This is a genomic window from Paraburkholderia sp. (assembly GCF_004298475.1).
Taxonomy (GTDB): Bacteria; Pseudomonadota; Gammaproteobacteria; order Burkholderiales; family Burkholderiaceae; genus Paraburkholderia; species Paraburkholderia denitrificans.
Genome location: NZ_SCRP01000020.1, coordinates 1 through 13,932 on the forward strand (window position 1 = coordinate 1; position 13,932 = coordinate 13,932).

General features: G+C 62.9%; 15 protein-coding genes and 1 pseudogene. 13 read left to right on the plus strand and 3 right to left on the minus strand.

Annotated features, from left to right (window positions below; all coding sequences use genetic code 11):
• A pseudogene (locus tag EPN59_RS11075) lies at window positions 1-135 on the plus strand (IS5/IS1182 family transposase); the annotation flags it as partial.
• 58 nt (window positions 136-193) lie between these two features.
• On the opposite strand, the gene EPN59_RS11080 reads toward EPN59_RS11075, so the two are convergent.
• On the minus strand, window positions 194-367 hold the full coding sequence (locus EPN59_RS11080) for a hypothetical protein (RefSeq protein ID WP_293039507.1): 174 nt from the start codon (window positions 365-367) through the stop codon (window positions 194-196).
• Window positions 368-416: 49 nt separating this feature from the next.
• Here EPN59_RS11080 and EPN59_RS11085 point away from each other — a divergent pair, with 49 nt between their 5' ends.
• The 5 genes from EPN59_RS11085 (at window position 417) to EPN59_RS11105 (ending at window position 3,412) form a co-directional block, all read left to right on the plus strand.
• Window positions 417-725, plus strand: coding sequence for a hypothetical protein (locus tag EPN59_RS11085; RefSeq protein ID WP_293039508.1), 309 nt, complete (start codon window positions 417-419; stop codon window positions 723-725).
• On the plus strand, window positions 722-1,357 hold the full coding sequence (locus tag EPN59_RS11090) for a J domain-containing protein (RefSeq protein ID WP_293039509.1): 636 nt from the start codon (window positions 722-724) through the stop codon (window positions 1,355-1,357). The genes EPN59_RS11085 and EPN59_RS11090 overlap by 4 nt, the downstream gene beginning before the upstream one ends.
• A 289-nt stretch (window positions 1,358-1,646) precedes the next feature.
• The gene (locus EPN59_RS11095; protein ID WP_293039511.1) at window positions 1,647-1,862 is read left to right on the plus strand and encodes a helix-turn-helix domain-containing protein; all 216 of its coding nucleotides are present in this window, start codon (window positions 1,647-1,649) and stop codon (window positions 1,860-1,862) included.
• Between the two features lie 150 nt (window positions 1,863-2,012).
• A complete protein-coding gene (locus EPN59_RS11100; protein ID WP_293036576.1) occupies window positions 2,013-2,540 on the plus strand; it encodes a cytochrome b in 528 nt (175 codons plus the stop codon).
• A 299-nt stretch (window positions 2,541-2,839) separates the two neighbouring features.
• A complete protein-coding gene (locus EPN59_RS11105; RefSeq protein ID WP_293036574.1) occupies window positions 2,840-3,412 on the plus strand; it encodes a cytochrome b/b6 domain-containing protein in 573 nt (190 codons plus the stop codon).
• A 14-nt stretch (window positions 3,413-3,426) separates the two neighbouring features.
• Here the strand turns inward: EPN59_RS11105 and EPN59_RS11110 are convergent, their stop codons facing one another.
• Window positions 3,427-3,585: a hypothetical protein gene (locus EPN59_RS11110; RefSeq protein ID WP_363928557.1), complete on the minus strand. Its 159-nt coding sequence runs from the start codon at window positions 3,583-3,585 to the stop codon at window positions 3,427-3,429.
• 277 nt (window positions 3,586-3,862) lie between these two features.
• On the opposite strand from EPN59_RS11110, the gene EPN59_RS11115 reads away from it, so the two are divergent.
• Entirely contained in the window at window positions 3,863-6,106 is a 2,244-nt protein-coding gene (locus tag EPN59_RS11115) for an NADP-dependent isocitrate dehydrogenase (RefSeq protein ID WP_293036570.1), read from the plus strand.
• Window positions 6,107-6,247: 141 nt separating this feature from the next.
• Here the strand turns inward: EPN59_RS11115 and EPN59_RS11120 are convergent, their stop codons facing one another.
• Window positions 6,248-7,729, minus strand: a complete 1,482-nt coding sequence (locus EPN59_RS11120) for an MDR family MFS transporter (RefSeq protein ID WP_293036568.1) — start codon at window positions 7,727-7,729, stop codon at window positions 6,248-6,250.
• Here EPN59_RS11120 and EPN59_RS11125 point away from each other — a divergent pair.
• The 6 genes from EPN59_RS11125 (at window position 7,728) to EPN59_RS11150 (ending at window position 13,864) form a co-directional block, all read left to right on the plus strand.
• Window positions 7,728-8,003 (plus strand): hypothetical protein, encoded by a 276-nt coding sequence (locus EPN59_RS11125; RefSeq protein WP_293046046.1) that lies wholly within the window; start codon window positions 7,728-7,730, stop codon window positions 8,001-8,003. The two genes, EPN59_RS11120 and EPN59_RS11125, sit on opposite strands and share 2 nt — an antisense overlap.
• Before the next feature lie 122 nt (window positions 8,004-8,125).
• Window positions 8,126-8,413 carry a hypothetical protein gene (locus EPN59_RS11130; protein ID WP_293046049.1) on the plus strand — a complete coding sequence of 96 codons (288 nt, stop codon included), beginning with the start codon at window positions 8,126-8,128 and terminating at the stop codon, window positions 8,411-8,413.
• Window positions 8,414-8,703: 290 nt separating this feature from the next.
• Window positions 8,704-9,864 (plus strand): bacteriohopanetetrol glucosamine biosynthesis glycosyltransferase HpnI, encoded by a 1,161-nt coding sequence (gene hpnI / locus EPN59_RS11135; RefSeq protein ID WP_293036582.1) that lies wholly within the window; start codon window positions 8,704-8,706, stop codon window positions 9,862-9,864.
• Between the two features lie 72 nt (window positions 9,865-9,936).
• Window positions 9,937-10,965 carry a lysylphosphatidylglycerol synthase domain-containing protein gene (locus tag EPN59_RS11140; RefSeq protein ID WP_293036566.1) on the plus strand — a complete coding sequence of 343 codons (1,029 nt, stop codon included), beginning with the start codon at window positions 9,937-9,939 and terminating at the stop codon, window positions 10,963-10,965.
• Between the two features lie 345 nt (window positions 10,966-11,310).
• Window positions 11,311-12,819: a sugar ABC transporter ATP-binding protein gene (locus EPN59_RS11145; RefSeq protein ID WP_293036564.1), complete on the plus strand. Its 1,509-nt coding sequence runs from the start codon at window positions 11,311-11,313 to the stop codon at window positions 12,817-12,819.
• A gap of 19 nt (window positions 12,820-12,838) precedes the next feature.
• Window positions 12,839-13,864: an ABC transporter permease gene (locus EPN59_RS11150; RefSeq protein WP_293036562.1), complete on the plus strand. Its 1,026-nt coding sequence runs from the start codon at window positions 12,839-12,841 to the stop codon at window positions 13,862-13,864.
• The last annotated feature ends 68 nt before the right edge of the window (window positions 13,865-13,932 follow it).

Consider the following 13,932-nt stretch of genomic DNA (forward strand, 5'->3'; position numbering starts at 1 on the left):
GGGCATCGCAAGGTGCACTACAAGGGGCTACGCAAGAACACGGCGCAACTGTTCAGCCTGTTCGCGCTCGCGAACCTGGTGATGGCGCGTAACCGGTTGCGGCCATGTCATGGGAGCAGTTCGTCTGGCGTGTGAAAAATTCAGGAACTCGCTCGTGTACGTGCCCAAAATTTGCCTCGACGGGCTTCCAGTTTCAAAAATCGCGAGCCGTATGCGCGGGATCACCGGCGGCGGGCTCATTGATCAGCGTTTCCTTAGCCGGATTCATATCCTGCGGATATAAGCCGATTATGCGGCCCCAGTTTCCGGGTTCAATAATGCTTCCCGATGCTAATTGGACGGAACACAAATGAAAGTAGGTCGACATTTTTTCTGCAATTAGTTGGGCCGAGAAAATCCTACTACGGATACACATCGTGAAAAAGATATTCGACATGCCCGGCTGCAACTTCGAGGCCGCCAATGAAGCGGAACAGTGGTGTCGCGACCGGAACATCGCAGTGGGAGCGATATCGCGCGGCTCGCCGCGCGGGTTGATGTGTGGCGACTACGTCATCGCAAAGTGGCGCCAGTTGAATGACTCCGAGCGCCAGCAGCTCGATGGCACGATGACTGGCGACATGCGTCATGGTCCGGTGACGATCGAGTTGCACGGTGAGGAAAGCGACTACCCCATTAAAGCGTTCGATGAGCCGCTTTCCGCATACGCGGAGACCGACACATGATCGCTGCCAATCCTCTCCAATGGCCCAATGGCTGGCCGCGCACGAAGTCGTACGCGCGTCAGCACGGACGATTCAGTAGCCGCGCACGAACGAAACATCGCGACGCGCTCACGGTCGCCGAAGGCGTCGAACGCGTGCTGCTCGAACTAAGCCGGCTAGGCATTGGACGCGACGACATCGTTATATCGACGAATGTCCCGACGCGGCTCGACGGCCTGCCGCGCTCCGATGCACGAGCACCCGACGATCCGGGCTGCGCGGTGTACTGGCAGACGCGGCACGGCACACGCCGCGTGATGGCGATCGACCGCTATCTTAAAGTCGCGGATAACCTGGCGGCCGTGGCAGCGACACTCGACGCACTGCGCGCGATTGAGCGCCACGGCGGCGCGCAGATCCTCGATCGTGCGTTCACCGGCTTCACCACCCTTCCATCACCAGGCGCACCGCAACACTGGCGCGAAGTCATCGGCGTGCCGCCGCACGTCCACGACATATCCGCCGTACGCGACGAATACCGGCGCCGCGCCGCACAGCATCACCCCGACCGGCCTGGTGGCTCGCATGACGCCATGACAGCGCTGAACGTTGCACTCGGCGCAGCGGAACGCGAACTCGGGGGAACACGCTAATGCCTTGCATTCCACTCCGTACGCCCGACGGCATACGCGGCATCATCTGCAGCCGCGGGCGCCGACGCGCGCCACCGCCCTGCTCTGTTGACGGCTGTGCCGCATCGAGCGGCTTTCAATGTGATTACTCCGTGGGCCGCAAGCGAACCTGCGACCGGCATCTGTGCGCTGCGCACGCGAACGAGATCGCACCTGACGTCCACTACTGCCCCGAGCACTTTGCACGCTGGGCGCGCGAAGGTGCGCCAGCGCAGACAAGTATCGAATTCGACCAGGAGAATGAAACCCCATGACGCTGCAAACCAATCGAGCACAGCCGGTGAAATTGCACCGCATCAAGAATGCCGCGCTCCTGCTGGACGTATCGAAGCCGACGATCTATCGCCTTGTCCGCGCCGGAAAATTGACATTGGTCAAGTTGGGAACGCGCGCCTCGGCGATAACCGATGAAAGTATTCGCGACTTCATCGCCGCGCACACGCAGTCGGTGGGGAATGGTAGCTAGGCTGGTAGCTGGATGGGAAGCGGAAGATAGAGAGCCTTGTACAGCAATATTTCCCGGTCACGAGGCTCTTAATCTTTTGTTAAGTGTCCCTGTGTAGGATCGGGGCCAATCGAAACCATCAATCAAGCACCGCCTTCTACAAGGACCGCCATGCAAGCCACCTTACGATACGACGCCGTCTCACGTTTTTTACATTGGCTCGTCGTTGCGCTGGTCAGCGCGCAGTTCGTCATCGGCTGGACGATGCCGGACGTGCATCGCGACACACAACCGGTCGGACTGATCGCCTGGCATCTGATCGTCGGTACCGCGTTGCTGGCCGCGATGGCGTGCCGCGTTGTCTGGCGCGCGACGCATCGCCCGCCTGAAGAAGCGTCTTCGCACGCCTTGCGCGCAGTGTCCAGGCTCACGCATTTCGCGCTTTACGCGCTGCTGGTCGTCATCCCGGTGCTTGGATGGATCAATGCTTCGTCGCGCACCTGGCACGTGAGCCTGCTTGGCGCTATTCAGCTTCCCGCGCTCTCGTCCGCCGGTTCGTCGTTCGGTCATGCGATGGGCGACGTGCATGGCACGCTGGCGTGGGCACTGTTCACGTTGATCGGCCTGCATGTCGGCGCTGCCCTGCTGCATCGGTTCGTCCTGCGCGACCGTGTCCTGCAGCGGATGACGCCGTGGTAACCCGCTCGATGGTGCCCTGTTCCGCAGGGCACCATCGAGCGGGCCGATCCGCCAGCGACGATAGCAAACCCATACACACGATAACCACGATAAACAGCCGATTGCCGATTCCACGTCCACCACACCAGGGCCGACGCCGAGGGACCACCTCCAGCCCGATCTAAAGCACTCGAAGTCCAACTGCGACAAGGCGCAGGGACGAATCGGGGTCTAATATGGGGACCCGATTGCGCGCCGCGAGGTCTGCACTCACGCAGATGTCCTCTCGACGCGCGGCTGACTGGAATGGAGGCAGCGTCATGGTGAAAGGCTCCGGCACTCGCTACGGTGCGATTGCGCAATTCTTCCACTGGTGTACGGCAATCCTTGTCCTCGTGGCCTTCATTTACGGGCCCGGTGGCCCCGAGCAGCGCGTGTACTCGTCCGTGCACGAGTTCGACCGGCGGCTTCACGAGACGTTAGGGCTGTGCGTGTTCGCGCTTGCCGTCATCCGGTTGCTGTGGCGGGCTTTCGATACGCGCCCCGCGGCTCCGGACGGTCCACGCTGGATGGGTGCGCTGGCAACCGTCGTCCAGTGGGTGCTCTATCTGCTTCTCTTCGCACTTCCGCTGACCGCCATTACCGGCGCGTGGCTCCAGGGGCATCCTCTGACGCTCGTCGCCGGAATCGAAATTTCTCCTCTGTTCGCAGCGTCACATGGTGCGGGCGTAACCTTCGCATCGGTCCACGGGTGGCTCGGCGACCTGATCATGTGGCTGGCCGGACTGCACGCGCTCGCGGCGCTTTTCCACCATATCGTTCTTAAAGACAACGTCCTGACCACCATGCTGCCGCGCTGGTTTCCCACCGGGCGCACACGATCCAGCCGATAAATCCCGCACGCCGCTCAGAATCGCTTCGAAAATCCAACGGTCAGACCGCGCGGAAGAATCTGGACGAACAAGGGCGTATTGAACGTAGTGGATACGTAACCCACCGCCGTGCCCAACGCCCAACCGGCGAGGACGTCGGTTTGCCAGTGTGCCTGCGCCTGCATGCGCGCCACCGCGTCATAGCCAGGCAGAAGTTCGAGAGCCCAGACCCAGGGGCAGCGCCGCTACCTACAGTCTCGCGGCCCCAGCGCCGACAGGCAACACGCGCGCCGTCACCCTCCATTTCGGGCCGTAATTGTTAAAAAACTGTGATATTACATTCCGCAATGTGAAATTTTCCGGCCGTTCGGCCCCGCCGAGCCCCAAAATCAGGCAAAATCCTCTTGTTTTCGCCGACTGTGCGCAGCCGGTGGTGTTACCACCCCGTTTTTGGACCCCGCCAAGAAGCCGATGAGTACTCAGCAACCCACAATCATCTACACCCTGACTGATGAAGCGCCGCTGCTCGCCACCAGCGCGTTTCTGCCCATCATCCGCACCTTCGCTGCGCCGGCCGGCGTGAACGTCGAGACCAGCGATATCTCTGTGGCAAGCCGTATTCTCGGGGAGTTTCCCGAATTCCTGAGGGAAGAACAGCGCGTGCCGGACAATCTGGCCGAGCTCGGCCGTCTGACGCAGCTGCCGGATACGAACATCATCAAGCTGCCGAACATCAGCGCATCGTTGCCGCAGCTCATCGCCGCGATCAAGGAGCTGCAGGGCAAGGGCTACAAGATCCCCGACTATCCGGAAGATCCGAAGAACGACGAAGAGAAGGCGATCCAGAAGCGCTACTCGAAGTGCCTCGGCAGCGCGGTGAACCCGGTGCTGCGCGAAGGCAATTCGGACCGCCGCGCGCCGGCCGCCGTCAAGAACTACGCGAGGAAGCACCCGCACAGCATGGGCGAGTGGAGCATGGCTTCGCGCACCCACGTCGCGCACATGAAGCACGGCGACTTCTATCACGGCGAAAAGTCGATCACGATCGGCAAGGCGCGTGAAGTCCGCATGGAACTCGTCACGAAGAGCGGCGAGACGATCGTGCTGAAGCCGAAGCTTTCGCTGCTCGACGGCGAGATCATCGACAGCATGTTCATGAGCAAGAAGGCCCTGCTCGCGTTCTACGAAGAGCAGATGGAAGACGCGCGCAAGACCGGCATCATGCTCTCGCTGCACGTGAAGGCGACCATGATGAAGGTTTCGCACCCCATCGTGTTCGGCCACGCGGTCAAGGTGTTCTACAAGGACGCGTTCGCGAAGCACGCCAAGCTCTTCGAAGAGCTCGGCGTGAACGTCAATAACGGCATGGTCGATCTGTACACGAAGATCGAAACGCTGCCGGAATCGAAGCGCGAAGAAGTGATCCGCGATCTGCACGCGTGCCACGAGCACCGTCCGTCGCTCGCGATGGTCGACTCGGCCAAGGGCATCTCGAACCTGCACGCGCCGAACGACGTGATCGTCGACGCCTCGATGCCCGCGATGATCCGCGCCGGCGGCAAGATGTGGGGCGCCGACGGCCGTCCGGCCGACACGAAGTGCCTGATTCCCGAAAGCACGTTCGCGCGCATCTATCAGGAAATCATCAACTTCTGCAAGACCAACGGCGCCTTCGATCCGAAGACGATGGGCACGGTGCCGAACGTCGGCCTGATGGCGCAGAAGGCCGAAGAGTACGGTTCGCACGACAAGACCTTCGAAATCACGCAGGACGGCACGGCGCGCGTCGTCGACAACGCCACGGGCGAAGTCATCGAAGCGCTCACGCAGGAAGTCGAGCAAGGCGACATCTGGCGCACGTGCCTCGTGAAGGACGCGCCGATCCGCGACTGGGTCAAGCTCGCCGTCGCGCGCGCGAAGAACTCGGGCACGCCGGTCGTGTTCTGGCTCGACCCGTATCGTCCGCACGAAAACGAGCTGATCAAGAAGGTCGAAACGTACCTGAAGGATTACGACCTGACCGGCCTCGACATCCACATCATGTCGCAGGTCCGCGCGATGCGTTACACGCTCGAGCGTGTGATCCGCGGTCTCGACACGATCTCGGCCACCGGCAACATCCTGCGCGACTACCTGACCGACCTGTTCCCGATCATGGAACTCGGCACGAGCGCGAAGATGCTGTCGATCGTTCCGCTGATGGCGGGCGGCGGCATGTACGAGACGGGCGCGGGCGGTTCGGCGCCGAAGCACGTCCAGCAACTGGTTCAGGAAGACCACCTGCGCTGGGATTCGCTCGGCGAATTCCTCGCGCTGGCCGTGTCGCTGGAAGACCTCGGCATCAAGACGAACAACGCGCAGGCGAAGCTGCTCGCGAAGACGCTCGACGCCGCCACCGGCAAGCTGCTCGACAACAGCAAGGGTCCGTCGCCGAAGACCGGCGAGCTGGACAACCGCGGCAGCCAGTTCTACCTGGCGATGTACTGGGCGCAAGAGCTGGCCGCGCAGAAGGACGAGCCGGCACTGGCCGCTCACTTCGCACCGCTCGCAAAGGCGCTGGCCGACAACGAAGCGACCATCGTCGCGGAATTTGCGGCCGTGCAGGGCAAGCCGGTCGATATCGGCGGCTACTACCAGCCGGACTTCGCGAAGCTCACCGCTGTGATGCGTCCGAGCAAGACGTTCAACGCTGCACTCGAAGCGGCTGCGAAGTAAGCATCGTGCGTAGCGGGGACCGCGCAAGCAGCCCTCGCTTCATCGCAACGTGCAAAACGCCCTTGCGGTTTTAACCGCAAGGGCGTTTTCTTTATGCGCTTTTCTTTTACGCGCGTGAGTTGTGTCGTGCGATGCGTGCAGCTAGATCGCTTCGCTCGCGGACACCTGATGCCGCGCGCTCAGCCTGAACGGCGGCACGAACAGCAAGGACACGACCACGGCCAGCGCAATCGCCATCAGCGCGAGAAACGTCAGGTGCAGCGATTGATGCAGCGCGAGGCGGATCGACAGATCGCCCGCCACGTGCCCGCCCGGCGCGTCGAGCACGTGGCGCAGCGCATCGGCACTGCCGGCCGGGAGATACGGCGTATGGCGCAGCCCGAAATTGAGCACTGCGCCGAACAACGTCGCGCCCAGCGTGCTGCCCAGATTGCGCGAGAAGAGGTTCGACGCCGTGGCGCTGCCGCGCTCCGATGGACTGACGATCTCCTGGATCAGCACGAGCGAGCACACGCTCGACGTGCCCATGCCCAGCCCCATCACGAGCGAGCCGACCGCCGCCACGACCGGCGAGCTGTGCGGATTGAGCAAGACGAACGCGATGGCGCCGAGCGGCATGAAGAAGCTCCCGCCGATCAGCACGCGGCGCAGCCCGACACGGTGGAACGTGCGCGCGGCGAGCGTCGCACCCGCCGGCCAGCCGACCATCATCATGGTCAGCGCCAGCCCGGCCACCACAGGCGAGCGTTCAAGCACGCCCTGGACGTACATCGGCAGGAAGGTCGTGAGACCCATCAGCACCATCCCGCAGAAGAGCGTCGCGGCATTGCTCGCGGCAATGGGCCGGTGTGTCCACAGCGCAAACGAGATCATGGGCTCGGCGGCGCGCCGCTCCTGCCACACGAAAAGCGCCCCGCACACGAGAAAGAGCGCGAACTCGAACACCGCGCGCGAGTTGGCGGCGGCGCCCGCGTCGGTCAGCGCCATCATCAGTGCGCCGATTGCAACGGTGAAGAGCGCGGCCCCCGCAAGATCGATGGATGGCCGCGTATGGCGCTCGTGCTCGTGCAGAAACGCGATAAATCCCACCGCGGACACAATGCCGATCGGCACGTTCATCCAGAAGATCCACGACCACGAGAACGCGTGAATGATGAATCCGCCCGCGATCGGGCCGAGCACGGCCGAGATCGCCCACACGCTCGCAATCCAGCCCTGTACCTTGCCGCGCTCGTGGACCGGAAAGAGATCGCCGACGATGGTGACCGTAACCGGCTGGATCGCGCCCGCGCCTATGCCCTGAATCAGACGGAAAACGATCATCGCGGTCATCGACCCGGCGTAACCGGCGAGCACCGAGCCGAGCAGGAAGATCGCGATGCCCGCGAGCACGACGGGTTTGCGCCCGTAAAGATCGGCGAGCTTGCCGAACACCACCGTCATGGCGGTCTGCGCGAGCAGGAACGACGAGAAAACCCAGCTATAAAGGCGCAGGCCGCCGAGTTGCGTGACGATCTGCGGCATCGCCGTGGAAACGATGGTGGCTTCGATCGCAACCATGGCGCTAGCGGCCATGACGGACGCGACAACGAGCGGGCGAGAGGTTTTCGGATGCGGTGACATGGGTGAATTCGTGAGAAAGCGCGCCGACCGCCGCGACTGCGCAAGCACGCTGCCTCACCATGCTATTGCGACGGGTGGCCGCACGGCCGGAAGCGCGATTATGGCCTGTTTGCAGCCCGCGCGCCGATGTCCGGCACTGCACGGGCTACACGCGCATCGCGGTACTCGTTTTCGCTTCGAAGGTGGCGCGCTGATCGGCGTGAACGGGCAACCCATATTCGGCAACCTCAAGCCGATTGCCGATTTAGCACTCGCCGGAACCGGAATTGCGTGAGCGCACTCATTTAATTAATGAGGAATACGAATATGCCGCCTGCTATTGACGCCTGCTTCACGGACTGCATTCGTACAAGAGCGCGCATCAGTGCATCAGTGCATCAGCGTAAGGTTTTCTTCATGTTCGACCGTTATGATCGCTCCAGTGCGCGCGACCTCATCCTTGCAAAGTTGCACGGCAATCGTCCTGAAGGTCATCCGCAGGCGTCTCGCAAGAATCGAGCGTCTCGCAGCGCAATCGCCAGCCAGCACGCCCGCCTCGCGGGTTCGCGGCAACGCACCGCGGTGCTTTTCGAGCACGGTTCGCGGCGCGCCTGCCTGTTCGTTCTTGCCCGATTCAATCGGCAGACGCCCGATCCGGCGCTATACTGGTGCGCCTGTGCGAATCCGGTCACGTTAGACCCCTAAGCGTCATATCAGCGTCAATGCTGATCCCTATACTCCCGGCCGGTTCGCGACACGTATCACGGGGGCATTCCTCACATGAAATGGTTGCATCAGCAGGTTTCGTTCCACGGCAGCGCCAGTTTTGCTGTCCGGGCCAGTTTTGCACAACGCCGTACACTTTGCCGGCGCGACGCATGATGGACGTCACGCGCGCGAGAAAACAGAAGAGACAGGCAGGCGCTGCGCGGGCAGCCTTGTTGATCGTACCCGTCGCCGCACTCGCGCTTTGGGTTGTGTCGCCGCTCTCACTCCTGCAATTGGCACAGCCGCTACTCAAGCTGATCGCGTTCGTCTGCGCGGCGGCGGCGGCGCTCGGTATCGCCTACTGCTGCGTGGCCAGCGTGATGGTGCGCCGCTTCTTCGCGCGGCCCTGCCATGAGCCGACCCAGTGCCCCAGCGTCACCATCGTGAAGCCGCTGCATGGCGACGAGTGGAATCTCATCCCCAACCTCACCACCTTTTTCGAGCAGGACTACACCGGTCCCGTGCAGTATCTGTTCGGCGTTCACGACGCGGGCGATGCCGCGCTGCAAGCCGTCGAGGCGCTGCGCGCGCGCTACCCGCAGGCACACATTACCGTCGTGGCGGATTCGCGCCTCTACGGCCCGAATCGAAAGATCGCCAATCTCGTCAACATGCTCGAACGCGCCGAACACGACGTGCTGTGTTTCGCGGACAGCGACGTCTCCGTCGAGCGCAGCTATCTGCGCCATGTCGTCGGTGCGCTGGAGCAGCCGGGCGTCGGGCTCGTCACCTGCGTCTATCGCGGTCTGTGCGCGCCGGGCTTCTGGCCGCGCGCGGCGGCGGCGTTGACGAATTACCAGTTCCTGCCGGGCGTCGTGACCGGTCTCGCCATCGGGCTCGCCCGGCCCTGCTTCGGCCAGACGATTGCGATGACGCGCGCGACACTCGAGCGCATTGGCGGGCTCGTGCAGTTCGCGCATCATCTCGCCGAAGATCACGCCCTTGGCGAAGCCGTGCGGCGCACGGGCGCGAGCGTGGCCATTCCGCCGTTCACGGTGCAGCACGCGTGCGTGGAAACCACCTTTGCGAAACTCTTCACGCACGAGCTGCGCTGGAGCCGCACGATCCGGGCCGCCGATCGCGGCGGCCATCTAAGTTCGACGCTGATGCATCCGTTCGCGCTCGCGCTGGTCGCCGTACTGGCCTCGGGCGGCGCGCCCGCCGCCGCCGCGCTCGCACTGGCCGCGCTGCTCGCGCGCGCCGCGCTCAAATGGCAGACGGACCGCGCAATCGGCGAACGCTGCCGCGGATTGTGGCTGCTGCCGATGTGGGATATCGTGCAGTTCATGATTTTCGCCGCCAGCTTCTGGTCTTCGCGCGTGGTCTGGCGCGGCTTCAGTTTCAGCGTGGACGGCAACGGCCTGCTCTCGCCGCTGCACGACGACTGAGCGACAACTGAGCAACGACCGGGCGAAGACTGACCGACGAATGAACACCACACGCGTGGCGGAACTCCACTCATGAAACACCTTGGACGTGCGGCCGCCCTGCTTGGCCTCGCAATCGCCGCCTGGCTCGTCTGGCGCGACCACCCCGAAACGATCTTCCGCCTTCTGCAAGCCGCAGGCGCGGGCCTCCTGCTCGCTGCGGCAGCGCACATCCTGCCGATGCTCGCCAACGCCTGGGACTGGCGCACGCTGATCCGCCCCGCGCAGCGCCCCGCATTCCTGACGATGTTGCGGCTCGTGTGGATCCGCGAATCGATCAACTCGCTCCTGCCCGTTGCGCGCATCGGCGGCGAACTGGTTTCCTTCCGGCTGCTCGGCCGCCTCGGCGTACGGCCCGCAACGGCGGCGGCAAGCCTCGTCGTCGACATGCAGCTCTCGCTCATCAGCCAGTTCGTGTTCGCGCTCGTGGCAGCCGGCTTTCTGCTCGAACAGGCATCGTCGGATACGGCGCGCGTGGCCGGACAGATCGCGTGGGGCATTGCGGCGCTCGCGCCCGTCCTGCTGCTGTTCGCGCTCGTTCAGCATGCCAGGCCATTCGAGCGCGCCGCACGCACGCTCAATCGCGTCACGAGCGGCAAGGTCTATGAACTCGTCGGCAAATCCACGCGGATCGACCAGTCGGTCAAGCTTATCTGGCGGCAGAACGGCGTCATCGTGCGTTATCTGCTGATCTGGCAACCGCTGCAGTGCCTCGGTTACGCACTCGAAATCTGGATTGCGCTGTACGTCCTCGGCGCGAACCCGACCTTCTCGCAGGCCTTCGTGATCGAAGCGCTGATCCAGATCGTGAGCAGTGTCGCGTTTCTGGTGCCGGGCGGCCTGGGCGTTCAGGAGGGCGGCTTCGTGCTGATCGGCGGGCTGATGGGTTTCGATGCGCCAACCTGTCTCGCGCTCGCGGGTACGCGACGCATCCGCGATCTGCTGTTTTACGTGCCCGGCCTCCTCGCCTGGCAGTTCGCCGAATCCGCTCCGCGACGCGCGAAGGCCCACGCACGCCCGCGCGTGGACATGAGCGGCGCAAGCAGCGAACGCGCGCCATAAGCGCTACGTCGGCCCTGCCGGCGCCGCACGACGGCGTCCCGCGCGATCCACCATCGAAAAACGCACAAATAGTGGGATCGCACGCAATAACGTACGCAACAACGCGCGCGATAACGCGCGAAATAACCGGCGACGTATCGGCGATTACCTTAGGTTGAGCCTGGGCAGATTTCAGTCGTAGAATCGTCATACATCGGTTGTGGAGACCCTGGCAGCGCCCGGTTTCAGGCTGCAATTGCAGCCGTGAATGCCGGCCATGCCGAAGAACCGATATCCGACGTTTTTTCGACCCACTCCTCCCGACCAGGCCGCCTGCTGCCGGGAATTTGTCGTGAAAACCGCGCCATGATCCCGCTCATTTCCGTTAGCAGGCTCAGCAAGCGCTTTCCGGGCGTTAGAGCGCTTCACGAAGTCCAGTTCGACCTGATGGCGGGCGAGGTCCATGCGCTGATGGGTGAAAACGGCGCGGGCAAATCGACGCTCATGAAAATCCTCGCGGGCGTCTACACCCGCGATTCAGGCGAAATTCTCTACGACGGCCAGCCCGTCGCCTTCCTCAGTCCGCGCGAAGCGCAATCCGCCGGCATCGGCATCATTCATCAGGAACTCCAGCTGATGAATCACCTGAGCGTCGCGCAAAACATGTTCATTGGCCGCGAGCCGCGCGGCCGTCTGGGCGTGTTCCTCGACGAAGAAAAACTCAACGATCAGGCACGCGACATCCTCGCGCGCATGCACGTCAAGATCGACCCGCGCGCGATTGTCGGCACGCTCACGGTCGCGAAACAGCAGATGGTCGAAATCGCCAAGGCGCTGTCCTTCGATTCGCGCGTGCTGATCATGGACGAACCGACCTCGGCGCTCAACGACGCCGAGATCGCCGAGCTTTTCCGCATCATCCGGCAACTGAAGAGCCGCGGCGTCGGCGTCATCTACATCTCGCACAAGATGGATGAGCTCAAGCAGATCTCCGATCGCGTCACCGTGCTGCGCGACGGCGAATACGTGGCGACGGTCGACGCACAGGCCACGAGCATCGACACGATCATCAGCATGATGGTCGGACGAAAGCTGTCTGACGCCCCGTCTGTCCACGGTGGTGACAGCAGGGGCGAAATCGCGCTCGAAGTGAAGCATCTGAATGCCGGCCCGCTCGTGAAAGACGTGAGCTTCACCCTGCACAAAGGCGAGATTCTCGGCTTCGCCGGGCTCATGGGCGCAGGCCGCACCGAAGTCGCGCGCGCGGTGTTCGGCGCCGATCCGGTCGATTCCGGCGAAACCCGCGTGGCCGGCGTAAAAGTGACGATCAAGCGGCCGAGCGATGCAGTGGCGCGCGGAATCGGCTATCTCTCCGAAGACCGCAAGCATTTCGGCCTCGCGACCGGCATGGATGTCGAATCGAACATCGTGATGTCCAACCTTGGCAAATTCCTGTCGTTCAATTTTTTCCTGCGCCGCGCGCAGATCCGCAAGACCGCTGCGCACTTCATCAAGCTGCTCGCGATCCGCACGCCCGCAGCGACCCAACAGGTGCGCCTGCTCTCGGGCGGCAATCAGCAAAAGATCGTCATCGCGAAGTGGCTCGAACGCGACTGCGACGTCCTCTTTTTCGACGAGCCGACGCGCGGCATCGACGTCGGCGCCAAAAGCGAAATCTACAAGCTGCTGCGCGCGCTCGCCGACCAGGGCAAAGCCATCGTGATGATTTCGTCCGAATTGCCGGAAATCCTGCGCATGAGCGACCGCATCGTCGTGATGTGCGAGGGGCGCATTACCGGCGAACTCGATGCGAAGGACGCGACGCAGGAGCGCATCATGCAACTGGCCACACAGCGCGAATTAAAAGCAGCGTGATCGTCCAAAGGTCCACTTCATGACACTGCGATCGGATACTTCGGTACTGGCGAACAAGGAACGGCCGTCCGGCCTCAAATCGCGCCTCTTCGCACCGGCCACGGTGCAGAAGATGCTCGCCTTCGTGAGCCTGATCCTGCTGCTGGTGTTTTTCAGCTTCGCCTCGCCCGCCTTCATGCAGGTGGACAACATGCTCGGCATTTTGCAGGCGACAGCGGTCAACGGCGTGCTCGCCATCGCCTGCACGTTCGTCATCGTCACGGGCGGCATCGACTTGTCGGTCGGCACGCTGATGACCTTTACCGCTGTTATTTGCGGCGTGTTTCTCACTTACTGGCATTTGCCGATGTGGACCGGCGTGCTGGCCGCCATCGGAACCGGCGCGCTGTGCGGAGTCGTTTCGGGCACGCTGACCGCGAAAATGAAAATACCGCCGTTCATCGCAACGCTCGGCATGATGATGCTGCTAAAAGGTCTGTCGCTCGTCGTTTCGTCCGACCAGCCGATCTATTTCAACGACACGGAAAACTTCTACCGGATTTCGCAGGATTCGCTGATCGGTTATCTCGTGCCGAGCCTGCCGATTCCGAATGCGGTGCTGATCCTCTTTGCGCTTGCGATCCTGAGTTCGGTCATCCTCAATCGCACGGCGCTCGGCCGTTATACGTTCGCGCTCGGCAGCAACGAAGAAGCGGTGCGCCTGTCCGGCGTGAATGTCGATCGCTGGAAAATCGCCATTTACGGACTCGGCGGAGCCATCTGCGGCGTGGCCGGGCTGCTGATCGCGTCGCGCCTGAATTCGGCGCAGCCCGCGCTCGGCCAGGGTTACGAGCTCGAGGCGATTGCTGCCGTGGTGATCGGCGGCACGTCGCTGAGCGGCGGCGCGGGCACGATTCTCGGCACCATCATCGGCGCGTTCATCATGAGCGTGCTGACCAACGGACTTCGCATCCTGTCCGTCGCGCAGGAATGGCAGATCGTCGTGACCGGACTCATCATCATCCTCGCGGTCTACGCCGACATTCTGCGGCGCAAGAAGCTCTGACGCTCCACCGGACGATCACCAGAGAAGAACGGGAGCACCACAGCACGAAAGTACGAAAGTACGAAAGC

What these genes read in the sequence shown, in the direction of transcription:
- EPN59_RS11090 (WP_293039509.1), top strand. Translation starts at nt 722, where the DNA reads ATGATCGCTGCCAATCCTCTCCAATGGCCCAATGGCTGGCCGCGCACG.
- EPN59_RS11095 (WP_293039511.1), top strand. Translation starts at nt 1,647, where the DNA reads ATGACGCTGCAAACCAATCGAGCACAGCCGGTGAAATTGCACCGCATC.
- EPN59_RS11140 (WP_293036566.1), top strand. Translation starts at nt 9,937, where the DNA reads ATGAAACACCTTGGACGTGCGGCCGCCCTGCTTGGCCTCGCAATCGCC.
- EPN59_RS11105 (WP_293036574.1), top strand. Translation starts at nt 2,840, where the DNA reads ATGGTGAAAGGCTCCGGCACTCGCTACGGTGCGATTGCGCAATTCTTC.
- EPN59_RS11100 (WP_293036576.1), top strand. Translation starts at nt 2,013, where the DNA reads ATGCAAGCCACCTTACGATACGACGCCGTCTCACGTTTTTTACATTGG.
- EPN59_RS11080 (WP_293039507.1), bottom strand. Translation starts at nt 367, where the DNA reads ATGTCGACCTACTTTCATTTGTGTTCCGTCCAATTAGCATCGGGAAGC.
- EPN59_RS11130 (WP_293046049.1), top strand. Translation starts at nt 8,126, where the DNA reads ATGTTCGACCGTTATGATCGCTCCAGTGCGCGCGACCTCATCCTTGCA.
- EPN59_RS11150 (WP_293036562.1), top strand. Translation starts at nt 12,839, where the DNA reads ATGACACTGCGATCGGATACTTCGGTACTGGCGAACAAGGAACGGCCG.
- EPN59_RS11120 (WP_293036568.1), bottom strand. Translation starts at nt 7,729, where the DNA reads ATGTCACCGCATCCGAAAACCTCTCGCCCGCTCGTTGTCGCGTCCGTC.
- EPN59_RS11145 (WP_293036564.1), top strand. Translation starts at nt 11,311, where the DNA reads ATGATCCCGCTCATTTCCGTTAGCAGGCTCAGCAAGCGCTTTCCGGGC.
- EPN59_RS11115 (WP_293036570.1), top strand. Translation starts at nt 3,863, where the DNA reads ATGAGTACTCAGCAACCCACAATCATCTACACCCTGACTGATGAAGCG.
- EPN59_RS11125 (WP_293046046.1), top strand. Translation starts at nt 7,728, where the DNA reads ATGGGTGAATTCGTGAGAAAGCGCGCCGACCGCCGCGACTGCGCAAGC.